This is a genomic window from Helicobacter sp. UBA3407 (genome assembly GCF_949747025.1).
GTDB lineage: Bacteria > Campylobacterota > Campylobacteria > Campylobacterales > Helicobacteraceae > Helicobacter_D > Helicobacter_D ganmani.
Window position 1 is genome coordinate 1 of record NZ_CATKCB010000122.1, and the last position, 3,330, is coordinate 3,330.

At 36.6% G+C, this 3,330-nt stretch carries 4 protein-coding genes and 1 pseudogene; all 5 read right to left on the reverse strand.

The window, feature by feature from the left end; translation table 11 throughout:
- A partial coding sequence (locus Q1553_RS04025; protein ID WP_300842771.1) for an FtsH/Yme1/Tma family ATP-dependent metallopeptidase occupies positions 1-1,013 on the reverse strand: 1,013 nt, incomplete at its 3' end.
- A 2-nt stretch (positions 1,014-1,015) separates the two neighbouring features.
- The gene (locus tag Q1553_RS04030; RefSeq protein WP_297571064.1) at positions 1,016-1,915 is read right to left on the reverse strand and encodes a 50S ribosomal protein L11 methyltransferase; all 900 of its coding nucleotides are present in this window, start codon (positions 1,913-1,915) and stop codon (positions 1,016-1,018) included.
- Positions 1,916-1,917: 2 nt separating this feature from the next.
- On the reverse strand, positions 1,918-2,292 hold the full coding sequence (locus Q1553_RS04035) for a chemotaxis response regulator CheY (protein WP_115551332.1): 375 nt from the start codon (positions 2,290-2,292) through the stop codon (positions 1,918-1,920).
- Between the two features lie 136 nt (positions 2,293-2,428).
- Positions 2,429-3,136, reverse strand: coding sequence for a 1-(5-phosphoribosyl)-5-[(5-phosphoribosylamino)methylideneamino]imidazole-4-carboxamide isomerase (hisA, locus tag Q1553_RS04040; protein ID WP_297571067.1), 708 nt, complete (start codon positions 3,134-3,136; stop codon positions 2,429-2,431).
- A gap of 8 nt (positions 3,137-3,144) precedes the next feature.
- Positions 3,145-3,330 (reverse strand): annotated as a pseudogene (locus Q1553_RS04045) (imidazole glycerol phosphate synthase subunit HisH); the annotation flags it as partial.

Consider the following 3,330-nt stretch of genomic DNA (forward strand, 5'->3'; position numbering starts at 1 on the left):
AGCGCAGGGTCTAGCACTTCGGGTCGGTTAGTGGCTGCTAGAACGATAACTGGCGATGCATCGGAATTAAATCCGTCCATTTCGGCTAAAAGCTGATTTAGGGATTGTTCTCTCTCATCGTTGCCGCTTATCATACCGCCTGCTGCACGACTTTTGCCAATCGCATCAATTTCATCAATAAAAATAATGCTTGGTGCTTCTTTTTTGGCATTTTCAAACAAATCTCGGACACGACTTGCCCCTACACCTACAAACATTTCAATAAAGCTACTTCCGCTGACAGAAAAAAACGGCACGCTTGCTTCGCCCGCTACGGCTTTGGCTAATAAAGTCTTACCAGTTCCGGGAGGTCCTACAAGTAGAACACCTTTAGGAATCTTAGCTCCTAATGCTGCGTAACGTTCGGGATTCTTTAGAAAATCTACGATTTCAACTACTTCATCTTTTGCCTCTGCGTTGCCTGCCATATCCTCAAACTTGACATTCGGTTTTTCTGCATTGACAAGTTTTTTAGAGCTCCCAATACCCAAAATTCCATTTCCCATATTTTTTTGCATTCTGCTTGCCAAAAACATCCAAATTGCAAAGAAAATGAACACAGGTAAAACCCAACCAAAAAGCATATCACTTAGCCAATTATTTTCGTTGTAGCCTGTGTATTCTACGCCTTTTTCATCTAGCAAAGGGATTAATGTGCTATCTGGATTAACTCGTTGAGCATTGTAGGCAATTTTGTTTCCTCCATTTTCCGCTGTTGCTTTGATGTTGGTTTGTCCAATTGCGACAAAATCTACTTCTTTGTTTTCAATCAGTTTTTTGAGTTCATAATAATTAATCGTTTTTGTTGTAGTTGCTCCGCTTAATTTGCTAATCTCTCCACTTGCTGGCGATAGCATACGAAAGATAACGATTGCGATGATTGCAAACAGAACAAACATTAAAAGCGGATTTTGATTAAAAAAATTATTCGGCTTTTTGTCCTGTGGATTTGGATTATTATTAGGTTTTTGCATATTTATCCTTTGTTTTGTAAGACTAGAGTTGCCCATTCGTTGTTAATTTTTTGGGAAACTATTTTAAAATTTTTGAATTTATTAAGAACCTTTGGTATATATTGTTCTAAAATACCAGATAGAATCAAATATCCCTTTTGCTTCACATAAGATTCTAAAGGTAGTGCGACAATGACATCTGTGAGAATATTTGCAAGGATAATGTCAAATTTTCCTTTTTGAGTTGGAATCGTGTGAAGCGAACCTAAAAAGACTTTATCTAAGAGGACATTATTTTTTACCATATTGTCTTTTGTTGCCTCAATCGCAAGCTCATCTGTGTCGCATGCCCATACTTTTGCGCCATTTTTTTTAGCACAAATGCTTAGGATTCCGCTTCCGCACCCGACATCTAAGATAATCTTGTCTTTGAGTGCGTTTGACCAATTCTTGCTATTTTCTTTCTCTTTATTTCGAAGTTCTATTTCTTGGAATGTGTGCTCTAGGTTTTCTAATGCTTCCAAACAACCAAAAGTGCTTTCGTGATGCCCGCTTCCAAAAGCAAGCGCGGGGTCAATAATGACATTGATTTTGTTTTTTTTTCCCTCAAACCACGAAGGGTGAATATAATACTTGCCACATTCTATGGGTGTAATGGATTTACGATAAGAAGCAATCCAATCTTGATTTTTCAAAGTTTCTTCGGAAAATTCTAAATTGATAGAATCCGACATTATCGTTTCTAATTCTTTAGCATACGCAATTAATTGTAATTTTATCGGCTTGATGTCAGCCTCTGTGCGGACAATGAATCCTTGTTCAATCTCTTCAATTGCCTCACCTGTTATTTCTAGTGCTTTGTCTTGCAATAACCATAAAAAATTATCCGCTTTAACGCTTAGACAATTGTAGTAGGATTCCATAATTAATCATTTACGCCTAAAACAACTTCTAATTTTTCTTTTAAGACTTGTGGAGTGAAAGGTTTAACAATATAGTTATTTACTCCTGCTTTTAGCGCAGTGATGACTTCTGCTTTACCACCTTCAGTAGTAACCATAATGATTGGAATATCTTTGAAACGTTCATCCGCACGCACTTTTTTTACCAAATCTAATCCATTCATTTCGGGCATATTCCAGTCGGTAATAAGCACTTTGGTATCGGGATTGGCATTCATTTTATCCCAGCCCTCTACACCATTTTCGCCCTCTAAAATGTCTTCATAGCCAAGTCTTGCTAAGGTATTCTTGATAATTCTTCGCATAGTTGAACTATCATCTACAACAACCATTTTCATGCTAACTCCTTATAAAATAAAACTTCTTTTTTAAAAATTTGAAAAATAACAATAACTTGATATAATAGCATAATTTCGCATAAAGCGAACATAAAATTTCAAATAAATCAAGAATCTAAAATGACAAACTTAATATTTATTGAAATTTTTCAAAGGCTTTTTGTAAATCAATTTTACCTTCATAAAATGCTTTGCCCACAATTACGCCACCAATCTCCGCCTCTCTTAGTGCCTCAAAATCTTCTTGACAAGATAGCCCGCCACTTGCAATAGTGAAAATTTGGCTCTTGTCTTGAATTTTTTTTGTAAATTCCAAGTTGATTCCATCTAGCATTCCATCATGTGCAATATCGGTGCAAATGATTGCTTGAACCTTGCTTCCTTTAAAAAGTTCTGCAAATTCCCACGCTAAAGTGTCTGCGCCCTTAGCCCAACCCTCTGTGGCAATTTTGTTATCTTTTGCGTCAATTCCAATGACAATAGGATATTTTTCTGCCATTTCCAATGCAAAGTTTGGATTTTTTAGTGCAATAGAACCCAAAATGACGCGTGAGATTCCTAAATCCAAGTAAGCTTTAATCGTCTCTTCCTCGCGGATTCCACCACCTACTTCAATTTTAAGCTTAGAATTTTTGCAGATTTTTTCAATCACGGCACGATTCTTTGGAGTGCCAGCGAATGCGCCATCTAAATCTACAATATGCAAATATTCTGCTCCCAAAGTTTCAAAATGTTTTGCAAGCTCGGTAGGCTCTTTTGCATAGATTTTTGCACTTTCCATTAAACCTTGCTTTAAACGCACGGCACAGCCTTCTTTTAAATCAATTGCGGGAATAATTTGCATACAACTCCTTATAAATGGACAAAATTTTGTAGAATCCTAAGCCCCACATTATGCGATTTTTCGGGGTGTGGTTGGATTCCAAAAATATTATCCTTTTGCACAATAGAGGCAAATTCCGTTCCATATTGACTTACTCCAATGGCATTTTGCAAATTTTTCACATAATAACTATGCACAAAGTAGAGATAAAAAGG